This window comes from Mesorhizobium sp. M0189 (assembly GCF_040322135.1).
In the GTDB taxonomy this organism is placed as follows: Bacteria; Pseudomonadota; Alphaproteobacteria; order Rhizobiales; family Rhizobiaceae; genus Mesorhizobium.
On sequence record NZ_JAMYSW010000008.1, the window covers coordinates 261091 to 287137 of the forward strand.

24 protein-coding genes and 2 pseudogenes are annotated in these 26047 nt (G+C 60.4%); 10 read left to right on the forward strand and 16 right to left on the reverse strand.

Annotation, left to right across the window (positions count from 1 at the left end; genetic code table 11):
- Positions 1-68 precede the first annotated feature (68 nt).
- Genes NKJ09_RS17530 through NKJ09_RS17560 form a run of 7 tightly spaced genes read right to left on the reverse strand, consistent with a single transcriptional unit; the run spans position 69 to position 7730 of the window.
- Positions 69-821: an ATP-binding cassette domain-containing protein gene (locus NKJ09_RS17530; protein WP_036244138.1), complete on the reverse strand. Its 753-nt coding sequence runs from the start codon at positions 819-821 to the stop codon at positions 69-71.
- Positions 822-830: 9 nt separating this feature from the next.
- Positions 831-2030, reverse strand: a complete 1200-nt coding sequence (locus NKJ09_RS17535; RefSeq protein WP_352494326.1) for an alanine racemase — start codon at positions 2028-2030, stop codon at positions 831-833.
- 12 nt (positions 2031-2042) lie between these two features.
- Positions 2043-3017, reverse strand: a complete 975-nt coding sequence (locus NKJ09_RS17540) for an ABC transporter permease (protein WP_023717074.1) — start codon at positions 3015-3017, stop codon at positions 2043-2045.
- Positions 3018-3052: 35 nt separating this feature from the next.
- Positions 3053-4114 carry a substrate-binding domain-containing protein gene (locus NKJ09_RS17545; protein ID WP_031193416.1) on the reverse strand — a complete coding sequence of 354 codons (1062 nt, stop codon included), beginning with the start codon at positions 4112-4114 and terminating at the stop codon, positions 3053-3055.
- Between the two features lie 59 nt (positions 4115-4173).
- Positions 4174-5235 (reverse strand): substrate-binding domain-containing protein, encoded by a 1062-nt coding sequence (locus tag NKJ09_RS17550; protein ID WP_023717076.1) that lies wholly within the window; start codon positions 5233-5235, stop codon positions 4174-4176.
- Between the two features lie 33 nt (positions 5236-5268).
- Positions 5269-6528, reverse strand: coding sequence for a M20 family metallopeptidase (locus NKJ09_RS17555; RefSeq protein WP_352494325.1), 1260 nt, complete (start codon positions 6526-6528; stop codon positions 5269-5271).
- Entirely contained in the window at positions 6525-7730 is a 1206-nt protein-coding gene (locus NKJ09_RS17560; protein WP_245278510.1) for an ROK family transcriptional regulator, read from the reverse strand. Before NKJ09_RS17560 ends, NKJ09_RS17555 begins: the two co-directional genes overlap by 4 nt.
- A 91-nt stretch (positions 7731-7821) precedes the next feature.
- Here NKJ09_RS17560 and NKJ09_RS17565 point away from each other — a divergent pair, with 91 nt between their 5' ends.
- From NKJ09_RS17565 to NKJ09_RS17580, 4 genes are all read left to right on the forward strand, one after another.
- A complete protein-coding gene (locus NKJ09_RS17565; RefSeq protein WP_352494324.1) occupies positions 7822-8118 on the forward strand; it encodes a hypothetical protein in 297 nt (98 codons plus the stop codon).
- On the forward strand, positions 8105-8791 hold the full coding sequence (locus NKJ09_RS17570) for a hypothetical protein (RefSeq protein ID WP_352494323.1): 687 nt from the start codon (positions 8105-8107) through the stop codon (positions 8789-8791). Before NKJ09_RS17565 ends, NKJ09_RS17570 begins: the two co-directional genes overlap by 14 nt.
- A gap of 447 nt (positions 8792-9238) precedes the next feature.
- On the forward strand, positions 9239-10684 hold the full coding sequence (locus tag NKJ09_RS17575; RefSeq protein WP_352494322.1) for a HipA domain-containing protein: 1446 nt from the start codon (positions 9239-9241) through the stop codon (positions 10682-10684).
- Between the two features lie 453 nt (positions 10685-11137).
- On the forward strand, positions 11138-11452 hold the full coding sequence (locus NKJ09_RS17580) for a hypothetical protein (protein WP_352494321.1): 315 nt from the start codon (positions 11138-11140) through the stop codon (positions 11450-11452).
- Between the two features lie 153 nt (positions 11453-11605).
- Here NKJ09_RS17580 and NKJ09_RS17585 read toward each other — a convergent pair whose 3' ends face one another.
- Positions 11606-11893, reverse strand: a complete 288-nt coding sequence (locus NKJ09_RS17585; RefSeq protein ID WP_352483875.1) for a hypothetical protein — start codon at positions 11891-11893, stop codon at positions 11606-11608.
- An 831-nt stretch (positions 11894-12724) separates the two neighbouring features.
- On the opposite strand from NKJ09_RS17585, the gene NKJ09_RS17590 reads away from it, so the two are divergent.
- Positions 12725-13549 (forward strand): 5'-3' exonuclease, encoded by an 825-nt coding sequence (locus tag NKJ09_RS17590; RefSeq protein WP_352494320.1) that lies wholly within the window; start codon positions 12725-12727, stop codon positions 13547-13549.
- A 346-nt stretch (positions 13550-13895) separates the two neighbouring features.
- Positions 13896-14252: a hypothetical protein gene (locus NKJ09_RS17595; protein WP_352515864.1), complete on the forward strand. Its 357-nt coding sequence runs from the start codon at positions 13896-13898 to the stop codon at positions 14250-14252.
- A 120-nt stretch (positions 14253-14372) separates the two neighbouring features.
- Here NKJ09_RS17595 and NKJ09_RS17600 read toward each other — a convergent pair whose 3' ends face one another.
- The 4 genes and pseudogenes from NKJ09_RS17600 to NKJ09_RS17620 all read right to left on the reverse strand — a co-directional run bounded on the left by NKJ09_RS17600 (position 14373) and on the right by NKJ09_RS17620 (position 18341).
- On the reverse strand, positions 14373-15032 hold the full coding sequence (locus NKJ09_RS17600; protein ID WP_352494318.1) for a PTS sugar transporter subunit IIA: 660 nt from the start codon (positions 15030-15032) through the stop codon (positions 14373-14375).
- A gap of 183 nt (positions 15033-15215) precedes the next feature.
- Positions 15216-15500 (reverse strand): DUF982 domain-containing protein, encoded by a 285-nt coding sequence (locus tag NKJ09_RS17605; protein ID WP_352515865.1) that lies wholly within the window; start codon positions 15498-15500, stop codon positions 15216-15218.
- Positions 15501-15650: 150 nt separating this feature from the next.
- A pseudogene (locus NKJ09_RS17610) lies at positions 15651-15817 on the reverse strand (VapC toxin family PIN domain ribonuclease); the annotation flags it as partial.
- Between the two features lie 1597 nt (positions 15818-17414).
- Positions 17415-18341 (reverse strand): NAD(P)/FAD-dependent oxidoreductase, encoded by a 927-nt coding sequence (locus tag NKJ09_RS17620; RefSeq protein WP_023717091.1) that lies wholly within the window; start codon positions 18339-18341, stop codon positions 17415-17417.
- Positions 18342-19126: 785 nt separating this feature from the next.
- Between NKJ09_RS17620 and NKJ09_RS17625 the strand changes: the two genes are divergently transcribed.
- From NKJ09_RS17625 to NKJ09_RS17635, 3 genes are all read left to right on the forward strand, one after another.
- A complete protein-coding gene (locus NKJ09_RS17625) occupies positions 19127-19651 on the forward strand; it encodes a YciE/YciF ferroxidase family protein (protein ID WP_352494317.1) in 525 nt (174 codons plus the stop codon).
- Positions 19652-19943: 292 nt separating this feature from the next.
- Positions 19944-20216, forward strand: coding sequence for a cell division topological specificity factor MinE (locus NKJ09_RS17630; protein ID WP_352494316.1), 273 nt, complete (start codon positions 19944-19946; stop codon positions 20214-20216).
- Positions 20213-21379: a beta-glucosidase gene (locus NKJ09_RS17635; protein ID WP_023717094.1), complete on the forward strand. Its 1167-nt coding sequence runs from the start codon at positions 20213-20215 to the stop codon at positions 21377-21379. The genes NKJ09_RS17630 and NKJ09_RS17635 overlap by 4 nt, the downstream gene beginning before the upstream one ends.
- A 49-nt stretch (positions 21380-21428) precedes the next feature.
- On the opposite strand, the gene NKJ09_RS17640 is transcribed toward NKJ09_RS17635, so the two are convergent.
- The 3 genes from NKJ09_RS17640 to NKJ09_RS17650 all read right to left on the reverse strand — a co-directional run bounded on the left by NKJ09_RS17640 (position 21429) and on the right by NKJ09_RS17650 (position 24095).
- Entirely contained in the window at positions 21429-21518 is a 90-nt protein-coding gene (locus NKJ09_RS17640) for a hypothetical protein (protein ID WP_352494395.1), read from the reverse strand.
- Between the two features lie 259 nt (positions 21519-21777).
- Complete coding sequence (glf, locus tag NKJ09_RS17645) at positions 21778-22920, reverse strand: UDP-galactopyranose mutase (protein WP_352494315.1); 1143 nt, start codon at positions 22918-22920, stop codon at positions 21778-21780.
- On the reverse strand, positions 22905-24095 hold the full coding sequence (locus NKJ09_RS17650; RefSeq protein WP_352494314.1) for a glycosyltransferase family protein: 1191 nt from the start codon (positions 24093-24095) through the stop codon (positions 22905-22907). The genes glf and NKJ09_RS17650 overlap by 16 nt, the downstream gene beginning before the upstream one ends.
- A gap of 420 nt (positions 24096-24515) precedes the next feature.
- Here NKJ09_RS17650 and NKJ09_RS17655 point away from each other — a divergent pair, with 420 nt between their 5' ends.
- Positions 24516-25439 carry a glycoside hydrolase family protein gene (locus NKJ09_RS17655; protein WP_023717098.1) on the forward strand — a complete coding sequence of 308 codons (924 nt, stop codon included), beginning with the start codon at positions 24516-24518 and terminating at the stop codon, positions 25437-25439.
- Positions 25440-25868: 429 nt separating this feature from the next.
- Here NKJ09_RS17655 and NKJ09_RS17660 read toward each other — a convergent pair.
- Positions 25869-26047 (reverse strand): annotated as a pseudogene (locus NKJ09_RS17660) (transcriptional regulator); the annotation flags it as partial.

The following is a 26047-nucleotide window of genomic DNA, read 5'->3' on the forward strand; positions in this document are numbered from 1 at the left end:
ATCTGAAGTGATGCCACTCACTGCTCGGGTAACGCAGTATCTGGAACGGCGCGCCTCTATCGACCAGGCTAGTGCTGAAGCCCGGTGATCATGGCGACGATCTCGTTCTTGTCGGTCTCGCTGGTCTTGCGCACGCCGATCTGTTTGCCACGTCGCAGAACACAGATCCGATCTGAGAGCCTGAACACCTGGTCGAGACTGTGGCTGATGATCAGCACGCCAATATTGCGCTGCTTCAGCGACAGAACGATCGTCTCGACCTTGGCGGTTTCGGCAACGCCGAGCGCGGCGGTTGGCTCGTCGAGCAGGATCAGCTTGCTTGCCCAGTGCGTGGCGCGCGCGATCGCCACGCCCTGGCGCTGGCCGCCCGAGAGATCGCGGATGGTGGCGTGAGCCGATGGGATGCGAACGTCGAGATCCTTCACCAGCTTTTCGGTGTCGTCAATCATCCGGCGTCGGTCGAGCAGGCCGAAGCGGTTCACCGGCTCGCGGCCAAGAAACATGTTCATGTAGACGGTCTGCTGATCGGCGAGCGCCAGGTCCTGATAGACCACCTCAATGCCGTGGGCGCGCGCCATGGTGGCGCTTGACATTGCCACCGCCTGCCCCTCGATGATGATCGTCCCGGATGTCGGAGCATGCACCCCCGTCACGATCTTGACCAGCGTCGACTTGCCGGCACCGTTATCGCCGACCAACGCCACTATTTCGCCGGGATAGAGCTCGAGCGAGAAATTTTCGATGGCGGTCAGGCCGCCGAAATTCTTGCGGATGTCGCGCAGCTGCAAAACAGGGGCCGTGCCGGTCATGGTCGCGTTCATCGCTTGCTCCTAGACGGGCCAGGCAGCGGTTTCGCCAAAACCGTTTTCGATCGTTTCGACTTGGGGGGCCCCCTTTGAGACACCGGAGATGCCGACCACGTAGGCGCGGGTCACGAACGCCTGGCCGCGAAAGCCGAACACCGCCGTGTCGCCGGGGCGTGGAGCATTGGCGCCGCTAGCGTCAATCATTGCGTAATAGTCGATTGCCGCAGGCGGCGGCACCTCGACGCTTCTGAGCGCGGCGGCGGCCGTGGTGGGATCTGCGGACACGATTGCCTTCACCTCATAGTCCGGAAAGATCGGATCGATATAGAAGCCGCCACCAAGGCAGTAGGCTTTGCCGCCAGACAAATGCGACACCTCGGTCAAATACAGAACGGCAGGGAGCTCCGGCAGATCCTCCATGACGTGCAGCGCGGTGGTGCCGGCCAAGCCATTGCCCGGTTCACATTGCGTGGCGCCGGCTTCGGCCAGCGCGCCAAGCAGGACACTCGACGTCGTGCCGGGCGCGTTCACCTCTATGTTGCTGCGGCCGGACTTGGCGAGCGCTTCGGCAGCTCCGCCCAGTGTCGCCAGATTGTGTGTCGGCAGGACCTTTCGCGTGGTCTGGTCGAACAGCAGCGCCGGGAAGGTGGTGATGCCAGCGAATCGTGCGCCGTCGAGACCATCCAGTTTTTCGGCGACCGCGGCGATATCGGCCGCCTCAAAACCACCTTCGTGGCCGCGGTAGAAAACGTCACCATCGGCGCGGATGCGGGCAAGCAGGTTTTGCGTGTACCCGGCGAGCCTTGCGCTGGCAGCGGCTTCTTCAGCCTTGGTGTCGTTGAAGACGGTCCAATAGTCCGGCCTGAACGTTTTGGCCGCCGCATTGGCCTCGTGCCTTGCGATCTGCTGCAGGTGGCCAAGATGACCGAGCCTCAGGCCGGCTCTGTGCGTTGCCCGCGCGCAGGCCATGTCGACGGCAACGGCCTGATCGATGCCGCCGCGCTTGAGCGCATGGCAGAACGAACTGGCGCGGCCGACCTGCTTGGTCATGGCGAAAATCTTCAGTCCAAACCGGTCGGCCTCGCGCTTCAGGACCCGGGCGTTGCTTTCGACGGCATCGAGGTCGAGCACATACGAATTAGCCGGCAGCTTTCCTTCCTGGTGCAGGCGCATGGCGCTTTCTATAAAGCTCGGATTGCGGCGCCGCAGAACAGCGAGGAACATGACAAAACTCCTTCAACGCGACTTTTCGCGCAGCGATACGGCGACGGCCGCAAGAATGATCAATCCGCGCACGATCATCTGATCGGAGACGGACAGGCCCATCAGGATGAGGCCGTTGTTCAGCATGCCCATCATCAGCGAGCCGACCAGCGCGCCGACAATCGATCCCTTGCCGCCGTTGAGCAGGGTTCCGCCGACAATGACGGCCGCTATCACCGTCATAAGGTCGGTTTCGCCGAGCGTATATTTCGCGGCCTGCAGCCGGCCGGCATAGAGCAGCCCGGCAAGGCCGGCGAGCCCGCCGCTTATGGTCAGAACGGCCAGCCTTATCTGCGCCACGCTGATGCCGGAAACACTGGCGGCACGGCTGTTGTCGCCGGTGGCCAGCACATGGGCGCCGAAGCGCGTCTCGCGAAAGACGAGATGCGCGATCGCAACGACAATGACCGTCCACCAGATCAAGGACGGAACACCCAGCAAAGAACCCGAGCCGAAGAAGCCGGTGAAGGCGTCGTTGGTGACCGGGATCGACCGCAAATCGGTCATCGAGCGAGATACGCCGGCAAACAGCCCGAGCGTCGCCAGCGTTACCAGGAATGAAGGCAACTTGACGTAAGCCACGAGGGCGCCGTTGAGCAGGCCGATCAGCAGGCCGGCGCCGAGGCCAGCCAGCACCCCGGCCACCAAGCCGCAGGCGTTTATCGCCACCGCGGCAGCAAGAGCTGCCACGGCAACGATCGAACCTATCGAAAGATCAATCTCGCCCGCCGACATGACAAAGACAAGGCCGATCGCCATGATCGTCACGGGTGCCGTCTGCAGCACGATGTTCGACAGGTTGCGAACCGTCAGAAAACCGCTGTCCTTCAGTACGATCGCGAAGAACAGAAAGATCGCCAGAAATCCGAGATAGACGACATATTGCTGCAGGTTGAAGCGGCTGACCAAGCTCGCTGCCCGGCCGGGGCTGGTGTTGATACTCGACATTCTCACTTCCTCCGGCGGGGCGCCATTGTCTGCCGCTACTTCATGGCGGCCGCGATGGTCGCGGGCACGTCCTTGTTGAGGGACCGCTTCCACCCGTCCTTGACAGTGTCCTTGGTGACGGCGAGGGAATCGACCACCATGAACGGCGCGGCCTTCTTGCCGATCAACGAGGCGGCCGTGGCGCGTGCCAGCGTCACGCCGATGTCATAGGCTTCGTCTGCGATGAGTGCCGCAACGTTGCCGCCTTTCACCATGTCCAGTGCCGCCGGTTCGTTCAGGTCGAGCGTGACGATCTTGGTGTGGCTGTTGCCGGCCGCCCGCAATGTGGACAGCACGCTAAGCGCCGGCTCAGCCCAGGTGACGTAGATACCATCGAGGTCTGGGTGCTGTGTGATCATCGCCTGCGCGATTTCCTCGCTGCGCGCGGGGTCGGCCATTCCGGCCTCGGCTACGATCTTCATGTCCGGATAGTCCTGCTCGATTGTGTGCTTGAATGCTCCATCGCGCTGGTTGGTGACGTAGAAATCGGCATCGTGAAAGATGTAGCCGACCTTGCCCTGCTTGCCGAGCGCGTCGGCCATTGCGATCCCGGCCTTATTGCCCATCTGGAAAAGGTCGTCCGAAACGATGGTCACATAGTCCTTGTCGTGAACGTAGCCTGCTGGCGAATTGTCGACGAATCCCAATTTCACGCCGGCCTGGCGCGCAGGATCATAGACGGTGGCCGCACTTGCGGGATCGACCGGTAGGGACAGTATAATCGAGGGCTTTTTGGCGAGTACTGTCTCGACGTCGGATTTCTGCCGGGCTGCATCAAAGCCGGCGTCGGTCTGAGCGACCACCGTGATGCCGAGCCGCTTCAACTCGTCCTGGGCGCCGCTGTTCACCGCGTTGGTGTATTCGCTCATCTCATGCCAGACCAGCGCGGCGGTGTATTTGCCGTCCTTGATCTGCTGCTCCTCAGCTGGTGTGAGCACGACGCTCTTTGCCGGCGTCGGCTTTTCCCCGTTCGGTCCCGTGGTGGTGCCGTCGGCTGCGAAGGCGTTGGCGGCGACGAGCGCTACCAGTGCCGACAACATTCCAATTGCTGTGCGCATGTCAGTTCCCCTTGTTTTTATGGTGTCGGCGGCCCTCATTGGCCGCCGGCATTCGCCTGTCACTTGGCCGCGTCGAGCACCGATTGCGGTGCGTCGCGGTTCAACGAATCCTTCCAGCCCTGCGCAACGTTCTGCTTGGTCACGGTAAGCGCCGGGGCAACGACGAAGGCCGGCGTCTCCTGGCCGAGCAGCGCCTTGACGCCGACAGCGGCCATGGCGCGACCGAGCTCATACGCCTTGTCGGCCACCAGTGCGGTCACATTGCCGCCCTTGACCATATCGAGCGCCACCGGTTCGGCGAGGTCGAGCGTGACGATCTTGGTCTTGGTGTTTCCGCTTGCCCGCAAGGCCGACAGCACGCCGTCGGCCGGTTCGGCCCAGGTGACGTAGATGCCGTCAAGATCGGGATGCTGCACGAGCATGGCGCTGGCCAGCTCTTCTGCCCGCGCCGGATCGGAGATCCCCTGCTCGGCGACGATCTTGATACCGGGATAATCCTTCTCGATCGTTGTCTTGAAAGCCTGGTCGCGCTGGTTCGTCACATAGTAACTGGCGTCGTGGAAGATGTAGCCGACCTTGCCTTTGCCATCGAGCGCCTTGGCCAGTGCATCGGCCGCCTGCTTGCCCATCTGGAACAGGTCGTCAGTGACGATGGCGGCATAGTCGGTTCCGTGCTTGTAGCCTTTCGGCAGATTCGAAAGGAATACCAGCTTGGTGCCGTCGGTGAGCGCCTGACGGAAAGCCTCGGCCGAAGTGACCGGATCGAGGGGCAGCGACAGGATGACGTTTGGCTTGGCTGCGAGCGCGGTTTCGATGTCGCTGCGCTGGCGCGCCGCGTCAAAGCCGGCGTCGGTGGTCACGACGATCTGAATGCCAGCACGGGCAAATTCATCCTTGGCGCCGGCGCTGACCGCATTGGTGAAGTCGGACGAGGTGTGCCACAGCAGCGCGGCCTTGTAGCCCTTCTCCTTCACTGCGGCCAGATCTGTGTCCGACAGAGTAACCTCGGCGCTGGGCGTCGCCGTCTCGCCGCTCGGTCCCACTGTCTGTGCGCCGGCTCCGCCGGCCAACAGCATCAGACTGCCTGCAAGTGCTGTAGCAACAAGTCTGTCTATCAGCATGGTAGTTCTCCCATTTTCGCTCTCAGTTGTCCTTTATTCCGTAACGCCGCAATACTCCGCCATGAACCGGGCGAAGCCTACGATGCCCGCCAGATATTCCTCGACATCGACGTGTTCGTCGAAGGTGTGGCAGTTGCGAATGTCGCCTGGCGCGCAGTACACGGCGGGGATGCCGAGCCGGTTGGTGAAAAATGATGACTCTGACCAGAATGGCGCGCCTTCGATGGCGCCGCGACCAGCCATCGATCGGGCCATGGCGGCAGCAAGGGCGCCGACCTCCGGCCTGTCAGGTGCAATCTCGGCGGCGTTACCCCCGAGCGGATGATCGCGGCCTGCCGGATAGGCGAACGCCAATATGATTTCAGGATCGGTGATGGCGCCGCGCACCACTGCCTCGATTTCGGCGGCGGCCTCGTCCAGTGACTCGCCGGGCAACAGCTTGCGGATCAGCGACAACGTGCAGCGTTCGGGCACCGCGATGTAGCCTCCGCCCGCAAGCCCGGTGATCAGCAGGAAGCCACGCCCAATCAGCGGGTGCTCGGCTCTGGTTGCAACATCTTCCGAATGCTTCCACAGCGCGCTCATGACGGCGTGGCTTGCACGCAAGGCATCCTTGCCGAGTTCGGGTACGCCGAAATAGGCCGATCGTCCGGTGACGGTGATGTCGGTAATGAAGAAGCCGATTTGGGCCGGATAAACCGAAAGGCGGGTAGGCTCCACATAGACGATGAAATCGGGCGCCACGACTTCGCCTCTCTCAATGCGGCCGACGAAGTCCTTGATGCCGGCGGAGACGCCGATTCCAGGCTGGCCGCTCTCCTCGTCGCCGACGAAGGCAAAGGCAACGTCGCCGGCCAGTTCGATGTCGGCCGTGTCGAGCAGAGAGAGTGCCGACAGCGCGGAGCAGATGCCGGCCTTGAGGTCGCCGGCGCCGCGGCCCCAGATCTGCCCGTCGATCATTGGCGCGGCAAACGGATCCTGCCTGGCGGTGCCAGCCCAGTGCTCGCGCCAGCCCTCGACATGAACCGTATCGGTGTGGCCGATGAAGAGCAGCCGCTTGCCGGCGCCGGCACCTTTGCGCTCACCCCAGACATTGGGCCGGCCGGGCGCGAATTCCGCACGCCGAATTTCGCTCAAGCCAAGCATGCGCATGCGGTGTTCAAGGAAGGCGACAAAGTTTTCTTCGTGACCGGTTATGCTTTCGCGGCCGATTGCCCCCTGCAGAAGCTCCACCGCTGCGTCGCAATCGAGGGCGGCGCGCAAGCGGGCGGTGATGTCCTTTGAAGCGGTCATAGCGTGGCCTCGCGCAGCACGGCCGAACTGGCTGGGGGAAGCGAAATGCGTCCGTCGGGCGCGTCGACGCCGAACAGTTTGTTGTGCAACTGGCCGAGCCCGATGGCGGCGGCGCCGATGAGCGCTGCCCGCGACCCGAGTTCGCTGGCCTCAACGGCGATAGGATAGGGGAAGCAGCGCGGCAGCAGGTCCCTAACGCGCAACAGGATTTCCGGCCGCAGCCCGATCGAGCCGCCCAGGACGACCTTTTGCGGATTGGCAATTGCCGCTATGGCCACAATGCCTTGCGCCAGGTAGCGCGCGGTTTCGTCGAGCACCGTCGCGGCATGCCTGTCTCCGGCCAATGCACTGTGGAAAATCGTCGGCACGTTGACGATGTTGCCCGTCAGCGCCGCGTAGCGTTCAACCATGGCGTTGGTTGCGACCACGCGCTCGAAAGCGCCGGCGCGCAACGATGTCGGCGCGAAAGGATCGGCGCCAATCGGCAAAAAGCCCATCTCGCCGGCTGCATTGCTGGCGCCCCGCACCAGATTGCCTCCAACCATGAGGCCGCTGCCGATGCCGGTACCCAGCGCTATGAAGGCGAGATTGTCGATACCGCGGCCGCACCCCTGCCAGTTCTCGCCGAGCACCGCCAGATTGACATCGTTCTCGATCACCACATGAAACCCGAATGCGTGCTCGAAAGCGCGAACGACATTCATTGTGCCAAAGCCGGCAATATTCGGGGCAAGCAGGACGCGGCCGGTCTTCTTGTCGGGTGCACCGGGAACACCAATCACCGCCAGCCTTATCTTTGTGCGCGAGATGCGGTGCCTCTGGGCCGCCTGAAGCGCTAGATCCACGATCTGGTCGACGACGAACTGTCCGCCCCGAGGATCGGTCGGCGCCGTTTCCTCCGCGAATATCTGGCAGGCAAGATCGGTGAGGGCGACCCGGACTTTGGCGCCGCCGAGGTCGACCGCCGCGATGTAGGCCGCGTTAAATACGAGTTCGTAAGTGACAGCCGTGCGTCCGACATGTCCGCTCGTGCGCCCCGTTTCCTGCACCCAGCCTTCCTGCTCGAGTGTCCTGACGATCTCGGAGATTGTCTGCTTAGACAAGCCGGTCTGCTTTGCGATTGAAGCGCGCGAGATCGGCCCACCTTGCACGATCGCCTCCATGACGGAGCGCTGCGAGAACTGACGAGAAATGCGTGGCACGTCGTTCAACAGCAGCTCCGATTAATTCGTTCTGTCACCGAACTTAATAATCATTTTGGACGGCAGTCAACTGGCCGCTCAAAAGAGGGGTTTGTACACCGGGGAAAAACAGCAGCGCTGGCGATCTAACGTCCCGGTGAAAAGCAGGAAGCCCTTCGAAGGCGACTACCAGGTGTTACCGATTTGCGGCGTTGGTGGCGATGACCAAGCTGCGTCGCCGCACCCGATCGTCGACCGCTCGCTTGCCAAGCTCAGGAAGGTGAAGTCGTCCGATATCGGCATCGTCGTCGCCGACGGGCTCATCAAATGCGAGATTGCACCGCAATCCATCGATCGCCTGGCGGTTATGCGAGGTTCTCCTTGGTTCGATGGGCATGTCACTGCCTGACTTCATCCGGGATGCCGAGGCGAAAGTCGCCGCCAAACTCATCGCCGCCGCTGCCGATGACGGCGCTAAGGCGGTCCTGGGAGATGTCGACGCTCACAAGAACGCCTGGGCCGCCAAGAGCAACGAGGAGCGCACCACGCTCAGCCAGTCGGCGGCCGGTTGGGCAATCCGCCCGGCCGGCCATCGGGTGAACTGTCCATCGTGCGCTTCCCGAGCGTTGGTCGTGGGTGAGCCCGTCACTGCGCCGACACAGAAACTCGAGGACGGCGAGATCACCGAGACGCAGGAATATCTGCCCAATCGTTTCGAGTGCATCGCCCGCGGCTTGAAGATCAACGGCTTTTCGCGCCTCGCTGCGGTTGGCCTGGAGAGCGCTACAAGAAGACCCAAGTCTATGACGCAGCGGAATATTATGCGCCGCAGGACAACTATGAAGGCTATGAGGATGACAACAACGAACGTTGATCTGCGGAAAAGTGCGCAGGGCAGGGGCATGACCCGTACTGGACTGGTCGCTTCCGCTCGGCGCGAGCCCTCATTCGACGGGGCTCCATTGCTCGACCGTAATACCAGTGCATTCGGCAAAAGCAGATCGAGAATGCGGCCGAGCAGACTGGCGACGCCCGTAGACAGGCATGACTTTCTCGCATTTCAGATTCGAGAAAGTCCTTGACTCTTGACGCCTATTAGCGGACTTTTGCGCATCTGAAATGCGAGAAAGTCCGTGTCCATACTGCTGGTTGGAGAGACAATAGACAAGAGACGTGCGCATGCGCTAGCGGTGGTAGGGGAACTCGTCCCACTCGTCCGCGGTGTTTATGCACGATCAGGCGACGACGTTGAGCAAGCAGTTTTAGGCCACGCCGTACGCATCGCGCGCTACCTCTATCCTACTGCCTATCTATCATCGGCCTCTGCCCAACTTCTTGCTCCCACACCTGACGGCCGCCTGTTCGTTAGCGGTCGGCGTAATCAACGAACCCGGCTACGGACGCTCGAAATAATCCAAAACGAGGCGCCTCCCCATCCTTCGACTGCCTCTGCGGTGGTAGGGGACGATCTTGGCGAGCTGCGAGTTGACGTTTCCTCGCCGCGCCAACGCTTCCTGGAAGCATTCCGCTTGCGGAGCGAGCATGCTAGCGCCATCACCGAACTGATGCGGGCCGACATGGCGGCAAGACTCATAGAAGAACACGGCTCGCCACAGGTGGCCGCTGACGCGGTCTGGGCGTTGGCCCGCGAGAACGGATGGTACCGCGAAGGGGAGGGCGCTGAGCGTTATCTGATTGCGCGCCCGGCGGCGGCCAAGGGCCCCGTTAACAAGGCGGCCCTGGATTTCCTTGTGGCATGGCATGGGGATCCTCTCGGTCGTCTAATCCACGATGGATTCGAGTGGCGCTGGAAGCCTGTGAGGCGCAGCGGCCCGCCACTCGTTCGACAGACTGCACCAGGCAAGCTGCCGGCTTTCATCGAGTCGCTCCTCCCAGAAGGATGGCTCGCGCAAGTGCTCCGTCAGCGGGATGAACGCGAAGCGCTGCGAAGCGGCAAGCGCTACATGTCAAATATCGCGGTCGTCGAGAGCCAAGCCGAGCTTAACGTCCTGCCGCGAGACGAACTCGACACCAAACTTGTCGCGTTCACCGACGATGGGCGCTTCACTGGTCGATACGTCGGCCCGTCGCGAGGCGAGATCCAGGAGACGTTCGAGCACAACTTGGCTCAGCTGTTTGCGCGCGCGGAAATGCCGAGATTATCGGGTGTCAAGATTAAGGCGCCGATGAATTTGGCATCGGACGGCGCGCTGCTACCCGCGATCGATCTGCCATTCACTCACATCCTTAAGCCGGCCGGAACCGCGGGCTTCGAAATGCTGCCGGTCGTCGAATGGCTTTGTCTTGAACTTGGTCGCGCAGCGGGCTTCGAGGTTCCGGCCGCCGCGCTCATCGACATGCCGGATGGGATGTCACCTGCATTGGTCGTCGAGCGATTCGACGTGCGACGCGGGCCCGATGATCGACGCTTCCTAGCGCTCGAGGACTTCTGTTCGGTTCTCGATCTGCCGACCTCAGCCAAATACGACGGCACAATCGAACGCATGGCGCGCGGTTTGCGGCCGCTTTCGACCGACCCTGCCGCCGATATCGAGACCTTGTTCCGCCGGGCGTTTTTCGCGTGGCTGATCGCCGACGGGGACATGCATCTCAAGAACCTGGCGCTCCTCAAGATTGCAGGCCCTGGCTCCAAGCGGTTCGAGACCGTCCGGTTCGCATCCCTTTACGACGCCGTGACGACCCGCGTCTTTCCGGGGCTTGGTGGCGATCGTATGGCGCTGAAGCTCAACGGTAAGGACGACCGGCTTACACGGCAGGACTTCCTAACTCTCGCGCGCACGATCGAGTTGCCGGTCACTCGCGCCGAAGAAGCGATAGGTTCGATCGCCGCTGCCCTGCGCGAAGCAGCGCGCATGCTCGCTCTGCCGTCCTTTGCCGAACGGGCTGATCCCGCTCAAACAGCGGCGGAGCGAGTGAAGGCGATCGTGCGCGACCGCGCTGAGGCGTTTTCATGAGCACCCATGGGATCAAGATCTATGTCGGCGTCACCGATCTAGATTGGTTCGAATTTCTGTCGCGCCGACGTTGACGAGGTGAACTTCTGGCAGCCCGGGGGGGCGGTCGCAGTTCCGAGCGCTCCAACCGGGCGAACTGTTTCTCTTCAAGCTTCATAGCCCCAACAACTTCATCGTCGGCGGCGGGCTGTTCGGGCAGGCGTTCACACATCGCCGTATGTGGACGGCTCTCCCTCTTTGTTCAGACGAACTGATATACCAGCCATGCTCTGCCCTTCAGCAACAAACATGTTGAAGATGCCCCTCACAAGCCTGATTTCGTTTGGCGGGCCAGGGACAAGGAGAACACGTTCGCCAGCGAGCCCTTTCTGTTCTCCAGAGCCGAGAACGTAACGGGGCTCCCCATCTTTATCCAGCAACATTCGCCGGACGCCGTAGGGCACGGGTCCCCCTTTGGCTGAATCCGAGACGAGCCTGCTGCAGCTGCGCTCTGGAGACCTTTGGGGACAGTTCGCGGCTGTACTCGCTTGCCATCACCCGTTTCATATTTTTGAGGATTGCAGAGACCATGCTGTCATCGTTATCGAACTGCTCGCCGCAATATTCCACCGCCACGCCCCGCTTCGCGCCTCGAAGCTGACCTCCGTGATTTCGTGTCCAAATGTCGCGTTTCAGGCCGTACTCGGACACCTGAAGAACGCCTTCACGAGATTAGCGAAGCATCGTCACGATGGAGACGGCGAAATCGACGGGGAAGATGAAAGCTGAGCAGTCAGCGACGCCGGCAGAGGGCGGCTTCGGCCGTCCCTTCCTGACGTTTGATGGCAATGGATGACGTCAGGGTGCTGCACCACGGCGGCGACGAGCCCGACACCATACCGCAGGCGATCGACGCGACGGCGCCAAGGGCCGTACCTGACTCTATGTTCCCTTCACGATTCTCGGTTTAGTCGGTCGGCGGGGTTGAGCCGCGCCCTCGATGGCCAAAGCCAGCCGCTTCTCGTCTTCGATGGCGCGATCGACTGCCTCAATTTCCTCTTGAAGCACCTTCATCTCGGCTCCGTAGCTGGAGCCGTCGCTGTCCCCGATCTGAAAGCCACTTGCCCGCATTGCGTCGCGAGTATGGTGCACGTTACGGACTCCTTCGCGTCGAGTCGCGACCAGGATTTCCCTGAACTCACCAAGACGTTCAACGTGACTGCGAGCCATTGCGTCCTCCTATTTCATCGTCATCGTCGCCGACGGCGATTCAGAACGGCTAAAACTTACTGCGCAGAAGGTTTAAGTGACTTTAAGAGATACTCTCGACAAAGCATGAGTGCGGAAGCTCAAATTTGAAATTTGAACGTCTTGCAATAGCGTGAAGCGCGGCAGGCGGAAATTGGCTTGGGACCCGACCGATCACAGATCAGGTGCTAGAGGCTGCGCCTTGTGCCCACCTCCGAAGCTGCGCGATTTACCGACATCGGGTTTTGTGTCGAAGTGCGTCAACGAGGTGAGTTCTAACAACTGCAAAATGTTTGAAGGTTTCAAGAGGCGGGGTGCGCCTAGCCGGCCGTCACAGGAATGAGAACCCCAAAACGGGGGGCATGCATTCCATATAATCGTCATGACGGAACTGCCGCCGCAGATCGGAGCGTCTGAACGTCGTCATTTCCATTCTGTCGTCAGGAGCAGTGTGTTCGGGCCAACCCACCCGTCCGGGCTTCCCCCACATCGCAAGCTGGTCGCGAATATCGGCCCAGGCTGCCTCTTGCGCGGCCGGCGCTAGTCGCGACAGCATCGCCAATTCGTTTTTCGCTGCGTTTGGAAGAAGAGATACTCTCGCGAACCAAATGGCCGCCTGGCGCAAAAGCGAGGCGGCGGGGCGAGAAATATCCGCCTGCCCTTGAAGGTAAGCTGTTGCTAAGTGCCGGTGAGAGGCATGGCTTGCGGTGGGCGTACGGGCACGTCCGAGCGCACCTACTTGAAGGTTTGGAGAAGGCCAACTGTCGGTCTAGCTTTGCAGACGGCGCCGGATGCTGTTTCTCGAGGATTGCGATGATCGTACATTTAGTAGACGGCACATACGAACTGTTTCGCCACTTCTACGGCCAACGCCGGTTCAACAACGGCCAAGACAAGCCGTTTGGCGCCGTCGTCGGCGTGCTGAACACAGTGCTGGAGATGATCGAGAATGGCGCCACACACATTGGGGTGGCTACCGATCATGTAGTAGAATCGTTCAGAAATCAGCTCTGGCCGGGCTACAAGACCGGGGATGGCATCGAGCCGGCATTGCTCGCGCAGTTTCACCCCCTCGAGAAAGCCTTGGCGGCGATGGGAGTGGCGGTCTGGCCGATGATCGAGCTGGAAGCCGACGACGCGCTGGCCTCCGCGGCGCACAGCGCGGCTGCCGATGGGCGCGTGCAGAAGGTGTGCATCTGGACGCCGGACAAGGATCTCGCGCAGTGTGTGCGCGGTGACCATGTGGTCCAGGTAGACCGCAGGACCCAGAAAATTCGCGATGCCGCGGGTGTACGCGAGAAGTTCGGAGTTGAGCCGGCCCTCATTCCAGATTTCCTCGCGCTCGTCGGTGATGCCGCCGATGGCTATCCGGGTCTCGAAGGCATCGGCCTGGTCTCGGCCGCCCGGCTGCTTGGCCGCTACGGCCCTCTTGAAAGCTTTCCGCCTGAAGCCCTCGGCAAGCGTAGAGAGCTCGCGCTTTTATTCAAAAATCTCGCGACGCTTCGCACGGACGCTCGGCTGTTCGATGACGTCGAAGAGCTGCGCTGGCGCGGCCCGACCAAAGCGTTCGAGACGTGCGTGATCCAGCTAACTGACACCCGGCTCCTCGCACGTGCTCTCAACGCTCGCCGAAACTGACTTCGGGAGGCGAGATCTGGAAGCGGCCTTTAAAAGGCCAGCGTCGATTCCCGATCGCACAGGGGCACTGTGCACGCGGGAACAGTCTGGAATAAGACACAGGCAAATGTGCCGGCTGGGGGCAGGCGCTCACACAGCATCTGAGTTGTGGGTGGCGTTCAATGGCATACTAGCGTCCACCTGGGACCTTCAGGAGACTGAAGCTGCCAGCCATTGCAGGAGGAGCAGCCGCGGGATCGGAAACGTTTTGTCAGCAGAAAATAGGGTCATGTTGCAAAGCATCTCTCCGAACGCTGCGCCGGTGCTATGGTGTGCCCGCACTCATCAGACGGCAAGGATATGAGGCATGCCCGCAGTCACCCGCCGTACACTTCTTGCGTTCACCGCCGTTGCGTCTGTCATTGAACCGACGTTTGCTGAAGGCGAAGGTATCTCGCGCGAACTGCAGGCGCTGATCGCAAGGCATGAAACCGCCTATGCCGCGCTCCACAGGGTTGTTCATCGAGCGGGCAGCAACTGGCACCACCGCAAGACGGCAGACCGAATTGAAGAGCAAGCCTTGCTGGCCATCTGTTCCTATCCTGCGACCAGCCGAGGCGACCGCCGGGTCAAGGCCGAGTACCTGTTGACTGTTGAGGCACGAGGCGAACTCGACTTGAAAGAGCACATGCAGGCCATCCTACGCTCAACGATGCGGGGCTGATCGATCGCAGTACCCGCGGGGACCAGACCGCGCGTTGCCGGAGCGCGGCGCGGCCTCGGAGTAATGACGACGCAGACATTCTGTTTGGGTTACCGCGCAGAAAAGGAACCCGAAGATGCGTCAATCCCCCGCGAAGACCGCCTCATCGGCTGGTAGCGAGCCCCCGTAGTTGACTGCGGTATGCGCCGCGCCTCTGGATTCTAAGGCATTGCTGAACTGCTTAGGTATCACAGCGCCAGGCCCGACGCGGCAAGTATGCAAATTTGGTGAAATTCTCGGAAGCGGCTCAGTTTCGAGAATCGCCAAGGCCTCATCGGATGACTGTGCCTGTCGGAGTCGCTCCCGAACTTGAGATGTCCGAAGCACCCGGCATATTTGCGAAAGGGCAGGGAGGAAGGCGGAAGTAGCAGAGCGCGGCCAGAGTACAGTGTAAATGAGATCGACTGGGTCGTCGTCGGGGCCGTCGAAATCGATAGGCTGGGCCAAGCGTGTCAAAGACGCGACAGGCGAAGAGATCATACCCAGTAGGGCGTGAGGGATCGCGACACCACGACCGATGCCCGTCGAGCCGAAATCCTCGCGGTCGAAGAGACTACGGAGAACCACCTGCTCGTCAAGCCCGGCTCTTCGCGCAATTCTGATCGCGATTTTTGTCAAGGCTGATTGCTTTCCTTTAGTCGCAAGGTCAAGCGAAATGTCTTCTTCTGACAAGATGGGGCAGACCGTCAGAGTAACCTCAATGTGGATCCCAAACGCGATCGCAAATGGGGTGCAGCGCACTGCTTGGCCAGCGCAGAATTCACCGTCGGATAAGTGGGTCCTGGCTGTCCCGGACGCGAAGCCAGGGCCTTCTCGCGTCCGGGCTAATAGCCCGTTTTGAGGCGTTTCGGCTCTCGCGGGAGAAGGCAGTATTTCGGGCTTCAGGTGGGGTGGCTCTTCAGTGTTAGCGAGGCCGGCATGACCTCACATCAGGTCTTCAACTATCCGCGCACATTTCCCCAGACCTGCGCTGGTCCCTCTTGTTCTAAGGAGTCCCTGTTCAGCCGCGGCCGCCTTGAAGGCCTCGAACGCAGCTTGCTGGCTGCAATGCCCGGCGAGCGATTCCTCGACCATTCGGATCGCCTTGAGCCGCCCCGGCTTTCCCATTCTAGGCCATGGCTGCTGAAGCACCTTCATTGCGTCGGCTATGGACGCGACCACCGTCAGGTTGCGATTGAGGCAAATTGTAATTGGACTGAAGGCCCGCATTCTTGTCGCTCCCCACGATTGAACGCGGCTAAACGCGAAGACAAGGGCAGTGGTTGCATGAATGTGGATCACGGCGAATTCAAAGACCCGCTGGCCGATGCGATTGAGGCTGAGCAGGCTCTCCTTGGGCCCGGCTCTTTGCCTCGCCGGACCATCCTTCTCGTCGAACAACAGGACCCGACCGGCAAAAAGCATCTGCGCACCGTCCGACGCCGCGAACCATTTTTCGAGTTCGTCACGCCGCTTGCCCGACAGCTTCTCAAGTACACCGCGACGAATTCGGCGACTGTGAGGGAGGAGATGAAAAGGTTATAGTCGTTTCGTTCGGCTGTCCTTTAGAGCAGGGGCTCCGAGTCGGTTTGTATCGAGCAGATGTCGCATCAGATCTTGACCTGGAGATCGGCTCCGGCAGCCGGGATCGGCGCAGCGCGGCAACGATGCCATGTTCCTTCGGCGGCTCACCGACGATGGTCTGGCTGACGGCCCCGCGAAGGCGCGAAGCATCGGGGCCTTCTTCTGCCAGTCGGGCGAGCCAACTTTCTTCGGCTGGGAGGGCGGCGCACTGCTTCGGCTCGGAACTGTTGACACATGCACCAAGCTGACAGACCGGAAGCGGCGGCGTGCCCTGACGTCATGGAGACTGGCCCCGCTCCCGAAGCCCGCAGATTGTGATCTCGTTGGCTATGCAGAGCATCCAGCCGTCGTTTCCGAGCGGGCGTTCGTGTTTGGGAAGTGCATCTCGCACGCGCTCGCTAGACGACCACCGGCGGCTATAAATACCTCTCGGCGGTGGGCCGTACTGAGCCGGCGGCGGAGTTTCAGCTTTCGGCCCAACAGCGCTCTGCCGGCCTTGATGCACTCACCAGCCTCCAGCTCGCGTGTTGGTGGCCGGAAAATCGCCACTACAACCGCCATCGACTCAAAGTCGAAAGCTACACGCCTGAGGCGCTGTCATTGGCTGAGATCCGGAATAGTCGGTCAGGCTGATAGTCTTGATTGTTGCCGCCGTGCGCCGGAGCAGGGCAGCACGCTCCGCCATCGTTCATTGACGGGCTTCGTTGGCCGGGTGTAGCAGCTCGGATACGAACAGGTCTACGACCGGAATTCCAGTTCCCCCAACTCCTCCTACGTTACATTAGCAGTTGCGGAACCTTCTGCGCATTCGTCGGTTGGAATCTCGTACTCCACCGACCCCTAGCAATTGTGTTCCGCTGTTGGGTCACTTAGCCCGCCGGTTCCGGCCGGCGGGCTTTTTGTTGTCGTGGTGGAACACCCGTTTGCGACGATGGTTCGGTTAACTAGGCGGGGAGCGCGGCTTGGCTACTGAGAAAAGAGACAAGTGAGAGAGAACCGAACATCGATGCTGTACGAGCACTGATCGAGGTTGAGCGCGCAGCACGAGATGCAAAGACCGCTCGGATCGGGGAGTGCGCTTGGAGGCTGCAAGGGGGCACCCCTGTGCAACCGACACCGAAGAGGAGCCGGAACGGCAAGCACGCGTGGTCGAACCGAAGCGCTGCGTGCGCTACACGACGCAGATCGATAGGTAACGGATGGTCATTTTCGTCCCGGCGAAATCGCCGCTCGAGTTCCGCGCGGCAAGTCGATCTCGTCCGTCATCATCTCCAACATGACGAGGTCGTCAATGTTGGAATGGCCGCCTTGCCGCCACACCCCTTCGGCCAGTGACTGCAGAAAAGCCATGACGCCGGCGAACGGCTAGCCAGCTCGGCCTTGTCGGGTCGAATTCCTGCTTGGGGAACGGTCTGCCGGAATTGTTCGCGCGAGGCAGCAGGATCGGAAAGAGACACATATGGCAGCAGCCCAATGGTTTGTGATTGTCGGTATCTTAACGTCAGCGCCGGGCACGCCGTTCGCGTAGGACTGTCACTACGCGGTGTTTTCAGCCTGCAATCAGTGCTCCCCTTCGCCATTCGCAAGATAGTTATGCATGTCACTTGCCGCGACCGCTGCGTGCCCGAACGCGACGGCAAGCTGGTTGATCTCGTCGACGACATCTCCAGCTGCATAGAGTCCCGGCACGGCGGTGCGCTGGTGCGAATCCACGACAAGATTGCCGGCTCGGTCACATTCTGCACCAAGGTCGGTCGCTAGCCTCGAGCGGATGATCGACCCCATCGCAGGGTAGATGGTGTCAAACGAGAGCGTCCTGCCGTCGACGAGTTCGACAACTGCCCGACGGCCCTCAGCTGAAATTGCGTCTCGGGCGCATGCGCCGAACTCGATTCCAGCCCTTTTTAGCCTAAGAACGTCATCCGGGCTGGGCTGGGCTGCATCAGCAATCAGCAAAGTTACGTCTCGAGTGAAGGTCCGCATGAACAGCGCCTTTTTCATTGCGTGTTCGGCCGGTCCGATGACGGCCACCCGTTTGTCAATGACCTCATAGCCGTCGCAGACAGGGCACAATCGCAAGGCTCCGGCTTTAATCATGTCGGCGGTGCCCGGAACGTCGGGGAGGCTGTCGACGACACCAGTGGCAATAAGCAGTGAGCGGGCATGAATGGGAGATGAAGCCTGCGCTAAAAATCCATTCTCCGCGATGCGAATGCCCACGACCGTATCGCACACCCAATCTGCGCCGTGCCGGGTGGCCTGCAGTTTGAGGCGGTGAAGCAGGTCAGGGCCGGTGATTCCGCGCGGGAAGCCCGGGCAGTTGCGCGTCAAGGGAATCCAGTTTGCCCGGCTTTGACCTGCATCGACGACAACTACCCGACGCCGAAAACGTCCAAGGTAGGTCGCGGCCACGAGGCCTGCTGGCCCGCCGCCCACAACCAGGGAGTCAAACATCCGATCGCGGCGCGCTTTGTCTCTGTCGACCATTCAGAAATCCTGACACTGCAAAGCCGCACCGTGAGTGCACCGTGGACCACGTTGAAAGGAAACGCCGAACCGCCAATTTGGTTACCAAGTATTGGTTGCTGGGGACATAGCTGCATGCTTCCCACGTTGCGTTCGACCCGGCGCTCAGGAGTATGCTGGCACGAGCCTGGCTCGCGCAATGGCAACGCCATGGTGAAATGCAGGCCCTCGGGATTGTCCCTCGAGGTTGTAGTGTAATTCGATCTTTGCATTGCAATGCACGGCAACTACCTTTCCCAGCAATGTCGTTCCAAAGCCTCGCCGCTTCAGGGGCTCCACGGCGGGGCCGTTTCGCTCCTGCCGGTCGAGGTAAACAACCTGCTCAGCCGCGGAACCGCGGATCCACCATCGCACCTTGAGGCGGCCTTGAGGGCGCCGCGTGAGAGTAGCAGCAAGCGATGGTGGACTTCCCGACACCTGAGAGGGCCGATCAAGAGCGAGCTTGTGCCCCGATCGAGGCGGCCGCCGATCAGAGTGTCCACGGAATTTCCGCTTAAGGCCGGCGAGCCGTGTTCGGCTTCAGGGTGCTCGGCGGCTACCAGCCGCGCAAAGACGGTAACGACGTCCGGCTGGATGACGAAGTCGTGGTAGCCGCCGCGTATTTATGCCCCACGCATCTTGATGACCCGCAAGCGACGCCGCTCGCCACCATGAGTCGGCGTCAGTGGGGCCATCGTGAAGGAACAACAAGGCACTGGCCTCGTTAGAGCCGTACATCCATCGATAGCTTTCAACAGGAGATGAGAATGGCGACGACGCGAAGATCACAGGGCAGTTCCAAGGGCTTGGAAGACCTTTTCTACGATGGTCTGAAGGACATCTACTACGTCGAACGGAAGATTCTGACCGCCTTAAAGAAAATGGCAAAGGGCGCAGAGTCCGAAGAGCTGAAGGCCGCGTTCGAAAAGCATCGAGACGAGACAGAAGGTCAAATCGAGCGCCTGCAGCAGGTTTTCGACGCGTTTGGCAAGAGGGCTCAGGGTAAGACGTGCCCAGCGATCGATGGCATGATCGAGGAGGGGCAGGAGATTTTGGAAGAATTCGGAGACGCTCCAGCATTGGACGCAGGGCTCGTGGCTGCAGCCCAGGCGGTCGAGCATTATGAAATCGCGCGCTACGGCACTCTTGTGACGTGGGCGGGCTTGCTCGGCCTAAGAGACGCAGTCCCACTTCTGGAACAGACTCTCGAAGAAGAAAAAGCCACCGATGAGGCGCTCACCCAACTCGGCGAAACTGGCGTCAACGAACGGGCAATGCAGCAGGCCGCGTGAGGTCGCGCATTGCTGGGGTGGCCAATCCGAAATTTGCATCTTCGTGAGCAGCGCAATGGGCGAATTCGGATTTGGCCATTTCCTCTGTCGCGTGCCCGTCGAGCACACGTGTTTTGGCTCTAACCGCATTGTACTACTACGCGCACCAATGTGGGCGCGCCGGTTATGCAAAAACACCAACCCCGCCGCACGCGCCTGTATCGACGCAGCAAGAAGACTCGAGGGCGAGGACCTGCCGGTCATTCTGCCTTTCGGGGGGCCTCCTCGACCGGCTGTTGGGAAGGAGGGCAGCATGAACCTGCTCGATATCTTCAAGCGCCGCGGCAGCGCGTCCGTGGCGCGCGAGCGCTTGCAACTGCTGTTGGCTTACGAGCGCCGCAACCGCAACCAGCCCGATCTCGTCTCCGTGGTGCGCGAGGAAATCATGGCTGTGAACGCCAGGCAAGGCCAACACCTCGACGTGACGGCAGCCTCATCGAAATCGAAGAGGCGACCGAACCTGGCAAAGGGCGGTCGCCGAACGCAAGTACTTGCGCCATCCCTGGCCGACAGGATGCCGGTATGAACGAGGAACCGGCTCGTCGGCCCGCGGCAGATCCTTCTGGCATCGAGAGCTTTTTCATGGCTGGTTTCGAGTGTTCCTCGCATCGACGTGCCGATGGGGTGCGCCTTGATCTGATCCGTGCGACCTCACATGACACCCATGCATCCGGCGACTATCGCCACTGTGCCGAGCTTGGGCTTCGCACGATCCGCGACGGCTTGCGCTGGCACTTGATCGAAACAGCGCCGGGAGTCTTTGACTGGTCGAGCTGGATGTTGGTGATCGAAGCAGCCCAGGCGGCCGGGGTGCAGGTCATCTGGGATATCTTCCACTATGGTTCGCCAGACCACGTCGACCAAGGTGGCCCCGGCTTTGTCGAGGCCTATGTCCGTTTCGCCGCGGAAGCTGTTCGGGTTCATCGCTTAGCCACCGGAGTGGCTCCCCTGGTGTGTCCGATCAACGAAATTTCTTTCTTTGCGTGGGCGGTGGAGGTCGGCTATTTCCCGCGCGCCGGGCAGAATAAGCGCGGATGGTTCAAACGCCACCTTGTCAGGGCAGCGATCGCCGGGATCAGAGCAATGCGGGAGGCCGAACCCAGTTGCAGGTTCATCTGGGCTGAACCGCTCATCCATATTGCTCCTCGTGACCGCAGTCGCGCCGAGCGGCGGCGCGCCGAAAATGCTCGTCAGGGCCAGTTCGAGGCTTACGACATGCTGGTCGGGCGCGCTGAGCCGGAGTTGGGTGGCAGCGAGGACCTTGTCGACGTCATAGGCCTCAACTTCTATCCGCACAACCAATGGTACTTGAATGGGCCAACGATACCGATGGGACACCACGAATACCGGGCGCTTTCGGAAATGCTGGTCGAGGTCGACGAGCGCTACAAGAAGCCGATGATTATTGCCGAGACCGGCGCCGAGGGGTCGGGACGGCCGGCTTGGCTCCATTATGTTTGCGACGAAGTGCGCGATGCGATGAGCCTCGGCGCACCTATTCAGGGCATATGCCTGTACCCGGTGACGGCCTACCCCGGTTGGGACAATTCGCGCCACGCCGAAGTAGGCTTGTTCTCCACCATTCATGCGAACGGCTCGCGCACTCTTCACAAGCCGCTAGCCGACGAGTTGGAGCGCCAACGCCGATTGTTCGAGGCCTTCGACAACGAGCCAGCAGGCGCGGTATAGCCCCGCCGATAGTGCGCCGCGCTTTAACTGCATCGGCAACGCGGCAAGCCTAAATCTGTCCACCGAGAAAGATCCTGGGGTCCTTGGCCGCAGCGATGATCGCCTCGCGTGCGACTCTTGGCGACTTTTCACCGCGCATGACGGCAAGGCACGCCTCGATTGTTGCGAGTCTCGACGCTTGCAAGCCGGCTCCGGCCAATCCTTCAGCAGAACCTCGGCCGCGTCCGTTACCGAGACAACAACCCTGTCGCGATCGATCCGGCCGGTTGAACGACTATCGGCTTTGTGAAACGTCTCGTACGCACGACCCCTCCAACGGCATATTAGCTTCGGCTGATCTTTGCGCCATCTCAAATGTTAATGGTCACCGCGAATGCAGCTTAATCCCGGCGCATCGTTCACTCCGCCGCCTCGCGCTGCCTCGGCATCTGCCCGATGCCGTTTACCGGCATGCTCTTTTGAAGGCGCGCGAACGTCGCCAAAGCCTGCCCGACGACCTGATCCATATTGTAATAGCGATATGTCGCCAGACGTCCGACGAACCAGACCTGTGGGCACGCCGCTGCCAACGCTTCGTAGCTCTTGTACAACGCCTCGTTTTCGGGCCGCGGCACCGGGTAATAGGGATCTCCGATGTCCGAGGGGTATTCGTAGGTCAGGCTGGTCTTCGGACTCTTCTGTCCGGTCAGATGCTTGTACTCGGTGATGCGGGTGTAGTTTTCCGTCTGCGGATAGTTGACGACGGCGACCGGCTGAAACTCCTCGCAATCAAGCGTCACGTGCTCAAAGCGCAGCGAGCGGTAGGGCAAGCGACCCAGCTTCCAATCGAAAAATTCGTCGATTGGCCCGGTGTAGATCATCCGCTGGAACGGAATCTTGTCGCTAATCTCACGATAGTCGGTCTGTAGCATGATCTTGATCTTGGGATTATCCAGCATGCGCTGGAACATGCGCGTATACCCGCCTGCCGGCATTTTCTGGAAAGTGTCGCCAAAGTAGCGATCATCCCGATCGGTCCGCGTTGGCACCCGCGCTGTGACTGATTTGCTCAACTGGGAAGGGTCAACACCCCACTGCTTCCTCGTGTAGCCGCGGAAGAATTTCTCGTAGAGCTCCCTGCCCACGGTGCTCACGACGACGTCTTCGGCTGTGCGGACTTCTTCCACCGTCTCTCGCCGGGAAGCGAAGAACTCCTGCAGCTGCTCGGATGTCAGCTTAAGGCCGTAAAGGCGATTTATGGTGTCTAGGTTGATCGGTATCGGCAGCAGCTTTCCGTCGACCAGCGACAGCACGCGGTGTTCGTAAGACCGCCATTCGGTGAACTGCGACAGGTAGTCGACGATCGATTGGGCGTTGGTGTGGAATATGTGCGGCCCATAGCGGTGGATCAGGATCCCTGCCTCGTCATAACAGTCATACGCATTGCCGCCGATGTGATTTCGTCTGTCGACGATCAGGACGCTTTCTTGTCGCTGCGATGCGATGCGTTCCGCCAGCACGCTGCCGGCGAAGCCGGCGCCGACGATCAGCCAGTCGAACATGCTAACGCTCCCCTCAGCAACGGCACGACGCTCTTCATCGCGTGGGCGCGCTGGATGTGGGCCGCCATCGCATTCCAGGTCTTCTCCCAGGACATATCGGCGAGGTAGGCGTCGGCTTTCTCCACCAGGAAATCGCGAGGACGCGCCAGGATGGATCGAAGCTTGGCTTCGACATCCTCGGCGTCGACAATGTCGACAAGGCCTTCGGCGCCGTAGGTGCGCACGACGTCGACGATCGCTGTCGAAACCACCGGCAGTCCTGCCGCGAGGAACTCGGGAGTCTTGGTCGGGCTGATGTAGCGGGTCGCCTCGTTGAGCTTGAAAGGCATCCAGCCGGCACTCCAATGCCGGAGGTAGCGTGGCAGGTCGGCATAGGACTTGCCGCCCAGCCAATGCAGGTTGCTTGCCGTGGGCAGCCTCGCCGGATCGATCTTGACCACAGGGCCGAGCATGACGAATTGCACGTCCGGCATTGCTGCAGCCGTCTCCGCTACCAATTCGACGTCGAGCCGCTCGTCAATGACCCCGAAATACCCCACTCTCGGGTGAGGTATGTTGGCCTGGTCGAGTGGGTCCTCACCCGGCTCTCTCGCCTGATGGAAATGTGCAACGTCGATGCTGCTTGGAAAAGCAAAGATCGAACGATGCAGGCTTCGCTTGGCCTCGTAAAGGCTCTGCCCGCCCGTGAAGACGACATCGGCACGTTGCAACAGCGCCTTTTCCAACTGCGTCAACTCTGCGGGAGCGTCTTTGAACGCGGAGAGTTCATCCATGCAGTCGTAGACGCAGACGTCACAGGCGAGATGATGGCTGAAGCGTAGCGCCATGGGCGTGTAATACCAGGTCGTCAATCGGTCATGCGGCGTGGAGGCGAGGATCTGATCGACGAACCTGCGCTGGATCGCGTTCGCCCTGGTCGCGGAAGTACCAACTGGGATCAGCGGCGTCACAATTTTGATCGTAGGTGAAACATCGTTCACCCGCGTCGAAGCGTGGCGCCTTTCGTCGAAGATCGGCTCTTCGAAATAAATTAGCTGCTGCTGTTTTGAGGCGAGCGTCAGAATCTGTTGCGGTCTTTGGAATACAAAATTCCATCGGAGGTGGGAAAAGCAAAGTAAAATTGACGACTGCACGGTGGTATTTGGTTTTAGGGGGGTGCCCACCGCCATTTCCATATAGAAATCCTTCGTTACAATTAGAAATTGCCTCGATTAACATACGTTAGTCGAGGCAGCTTCGAACGAAATTCGCAGCCATCTATATAACTTTCATCCCAGTAAGTTGTTCCATAGTTCCAAACTGTCTCGGGCGAGGCCAGCGGTCCGCTCCATTCCGGCCATGGCTCAAGAGAGAAGGTCAAGCCGAACGACCCTGCATCCGGCTGACATGATGGCCGCTCCAGAAGCTGAAGCCCCGCGCCGTGCGTGACCTCACCCAAAATGTGGCGCATTGCCACAGAACGGTTGAAATCGTTCAATCGTTCAACAACCGTTCATGGGCGGAGTTATAAATGAGGGCTGCGAATCGATTCGGCTGAGTCACGCAGACGGTCCAAATGAAAGGGGTCCGCGAAACAATCGCGGGAATGCTTGCGAATGAAGATCGACTTTGAAACCAACGTCTTTCCACTGTTTCACCCGCAGGCGGTGGATGATCTGAAGGACCCTTGTCCGGTGTTCGATGGCACGCTCTGGCACGTCTTCGGCTCCAGCGGCACCGTCACAACCGAGAGCTGGAAAATCCTCCACGCCACAGCGCCGGATCTTTATGGACCCTGGACAGAGCACGAGGCGATCGTTTTGCCGGTAACCGGATCGGGCATTGCGGCGCCCGGCGTCATTCATGAGTGCGGCGTCTTCCATATGTTCATCCAGACCGAATTCATGAAGTCCGGCGGACGTTGCGAGCACGCGGTCTCCAATGACGGCTTTCATTGGGTGGTGCTCAATCCGGCGATATTGTCGCTGCCCGACACCGATGAGGACGGCATCTACGATCCCCATCCGGCAATCGTCGACGGCAAGCGCTACATCGTCTATTCAGGCATGCCCAAATTCACCAGGGTGCCCCAGCCTGATGTCTATCTGGCGCGCAGCCAATCCGATTCCTGGTTCGGGCCATGGAAACGTCTCGGCAAAATACTCGATCATCTCGACGTGCCGCATCACAATGCGCGCGAACACCCGGATTACGAATGGGGGATCGAAGGCGCGCAGCTCGTCGAGCTCCCGGACGGTCGTGTGCTTCTTAACGCCACCTGCTTCCTCCCCGAAGGTCCGCGCGGCAGCCGGCAGCGCGTCTTCTTCGCCATCGCCGATGACGTCAAGGGTCCCTACGTTTCCGTTGGCCCCGTTCTCGACCCTGGTGAGCCCGGCGAGAATGGCCATTCGACCGTAATGATCGAAGGCCGGCAATTGACTTTGTTCTACCAGAGCAGACGCGAGACGACGAACCACCGCTGGCGATATGGCTTGGCCAAGTGCGACTTGGATCGGCACATACTTTCCAGAGTAGCCTAGAGAACGTGATCCAATCGTAGCCGCTGGGCTACCCACCTCGTCCAGGTCGCATTGCCGACGGACGCCGACAAAACCCAAGAAAGGCACAGATTAAGCTCGCTCATCACAATGGTGCTGCCAGTCGCCGTTTCGGATCAATGGTCGTCAAGCGATAACGGATGGGCTAGATGTCCCAGGCGGATGACGTAGGCAGTCGGCGAAGCCTGCGACGAGGCAGGTTGAGAGTATAAAATGGATCAAGGTAAGCTGGTCGTCAGATAATACATTTAAATTCTCTCTTCGAACTCCTCGGTGAGACCAGTCGTGCCAATCGGTTTCTCAGCGCCGGTGACAAGATAGCCGCAAGTCTGACCATTGGATGCGAGTTGGCTAGATGAAAGGAAGCAGCTGAAATTGGGTTCACTATTTTTCAAACCGGGATCGATGATATCAACCGGTTTTGATCCTGAGCAGGATGTCCTGATCGTAATTCCCAAAGCCCTTGCCGAAAATGTTGATCCCGCCAGGGCGCTTGGCGTCGTCCTTGACGCCGATACGGACGCGGATTGAATGATGGCTCTTCAGATCGAGTGCGGCGAGGCCGGTTTTGGAAATCCTGAGGCCGTCGA